Source organism: Candidatus Synechococcus spongiarum SH4, assembly GCF_000586015.1.
GTDB classification, from domain to species: domain Bacteria; phylum Cyanobacteriota; class Cyanobacteriia; order PCC-6307; family Cyanobiaceae; genus Synechococcus_B; species Synechococcus_B spongiarum_F.
The window spans coordinates 1-2,474 of sequence record NZ_JENA01000236.1 but is presented as its reverse complement, the minus strand read 5'-3'; the positions used below and the strand labels follow the sequence as shown (position 1 = coordinate 2,474).

The 2,474-nt window shown below is 65.5% G+C and carries 2 protein-coding genes; both read right to left on the bottom strand.

What is annotated here, in order from left to right; all coding sequences use genetic code 11:
* The coding region (gene lptC, locus BG35_RS0109055) for an LPS export ABC transporter periplasmic protein LptC (RefSeq protein WP_025782562.1) at window positions 1-821 on the bottom strand (821 nt) is incomplete at its 3' end.
* Window positions 811-2,388, bottom strand: a complete 1,578-nt coding sequence (gene metG / locus BG35_RS0109050; RefSeq protein WP_034418256.1) for a methionine--tRNA ligase — start codon at window positions 2,386-2,388, stop codon at window positions 811-813. The genes metG and lptC, both read right to left, overlap by 11 nt.
* Window positions 2,389-2,474 lie beyond the last annotated feature (86 nt).

Here is a 2,474-nt window from a genome sequence, read left to right as displayed (position 1 = left end):
GCCGGGCTTTCCAGTTGTTGCCGGTCCAGCCGCCAGAGCACGGGGCCATAGGCTCGCCATTGCCCGGCGCTCCGGGTCTGTAGGCGGACAGGCGCCTGCAACTCCAGCCAGCGTCGCCGGCTGCTACCCGTCAGGTCCACCCCTTGCACAAACTGCACCGCCCCGGCCGGGTCGTTCTGCCAACCCTTCACCAGGCCAGGCGCCATCATCTCACCGCTGGCCAGGTTCCAGTGGAGCGTTGTGGCCTCAAGGCGCAGACCGTCGGCCTGGGGAGAGCGGTCCAGTAGAACCACTTGGTTGCGGAAGACAAGATCGTTGCTGGCAAAATCCAGCTCGCTCCGTTCAGCGGTCACTTCCATGTGCTCACGGGCCACCGTCAGGTTGACGGTCATGGTCATGCGGCCTTGGCGCGTATCCCAGCGCAACCGCTCACCCGTGGCCACCGTGGGCGGTTCCTGGAGATGCACCAGTTCCACCGTTCCATCCAACTGCATCAGTCGGTTGTTGCCCAGAAGCAGACCGCGCTGGGCACGGATCCTGTAGACGGGGACGCCATCGCGGTGGACGAGGGCTTCCGGCGTGGTCACCACGGAGGCTTTGCGGATCCAGTCGTGACGAGCTCCGGGACTGCTGAGGGACAGGCTCAACCCGCCGTTACCGGAACGGTGCTGCAACGTGAACGCCTTCACTTCGTTGGGCGCCCGTTGCCCCAACACCGTCGTCAGATCGGTTGACGCGCAGCCCACAAGCAGGGAACCCGTGGCCACCGCCAATAGCCCGGTGAGTGGGGAACTGCTGGAGATCCAGTCTTCAGAGGTCACCGTCCAGCTCCAGCCGGGCCATCAGCGGCGATGCCTCCGGGAGGGGTTGGCCGTGGGGGAGACCGCCCCAGCGCACCAGTTGCTCCCATGCCCCCGGAGGCAATCCATGGCGGCTGTCCAGGGGTTCACAGCCCAGTTGAATCAGCAGACGGTTGGACAATTCCGGCGTCAGGGGTTGAAGACACAGACCCACCAGGCGGGTGGCTTCCAACACCCCGTAGAGCACAGCCGCCACCGCGGCCCTGCGGCTGACATCCTTGATGGCGCTCCATGGGGCCTGCTCACTCAAATGGCCGTTGATGGCCTCGGCGAGGGCCAGGGTTGCCATGGCGGCCCCCTGCAGGTCCTGTTGGGCAAAGCACCGGCCCACCCGGGCCGTGGCGGCCGTTGCCACGGGGGCGAGGGGATGGGGGGAAGCATCCTCCTTCTCCCCTTCCGGTGGAACGCAGTCCGCAAACCAGCGGCGGGACATGGAGACGGTGCGGTTCACCAGGTTGCCGATGGTGTTGGCCAGGTCGTTGTTCACCAGATCCAGAAAGCGCTTCCGCTGGATGTCTCCATCCTCGCCGAACTGGATATTCCGCAGCAGATACCAGCGCACCGGCTCCACCCCCACCTTGGCAAACAAGGCATCGGGATCCAGGGTGTTGCCCAGGGTCTTGCCCATCTTGCGGCCCTCGCGGGTGAGGAAGCCATGGCCGAACACCCGCTCCGGCAAGGGCAGATCCGCCGCCAGCAGCATGGCCGGCCAGTAGACCGCATGGAACCGCAGGATGTCCTTGCCAATCAAGTGAAGCTGGGCCGGCCAGCCGCTGGCCAGGGCTGTGGCCAGATCCTGGGGACCGTCCGGATCGCTCAGGGCGGTGATGTAGCCCAGCAGGGCGTCAAACCACACATAGAAGGTGTGCCCCGGCTGGTGGGGTACGGGAATGCCCCAGGGCAGATCCACCCGGGAGATGGAGAAGTCCCGCAGCCCCGCCTCCACAAACCGCTGCACCTCCCGCCGCCGGCTGGCGGGGCCAACAAAAGATTCCCGCTCGACAAGCCGGGCGATGGGCTCCTGGAAATGGGAGAGGCAGAAAAACAGGTTCTCCTCATCGCGCCATTCCAACGGGCGATCATGGATGTCACAGCGGGGCGTTCCGCCGTCCTCGCCGTTCACGTCCTTGAACTCTTCACAGGCGACGCAATACCAGCCCTGTTGCTGCCCCAGGCGAATGTGCCCGTTGCTGCGCACCCGTTCGTAAAACTCGTGAACCAACCGCTGGTGCCGGGGGGCGCTGGTGCGCACAAAGCGGTCGTGGCTGATGCCGATGCGTTGCCAGAGGGCCGCAAAATGCCCCGCCATGCGATCCACGTACTCCCTGGTGGGGACACCGGCGGCGGCGGCGCTGCGCTGGATCTTGAGGCCGTGCTCGTCACAGCCGGTAATCAGGCGCACCTGATCCCCCTGGAGCCGCTGCCAGCGGGCCACGGCGTCTGCGGCCAAGGTGGTGTAGACACTGCCGATGTGGGGCTTGTCGTTGACGTAGTAAAGCGGCGTCGTGAGAGTGAAACGATGAACCACGCGACCCAACGCGCCCCGGAGGCGTCTGTGCAGTTCAGAATTTTAGCCGGTGCATCCTTGAACAGGCAGCAGTGATCCCATGGAGC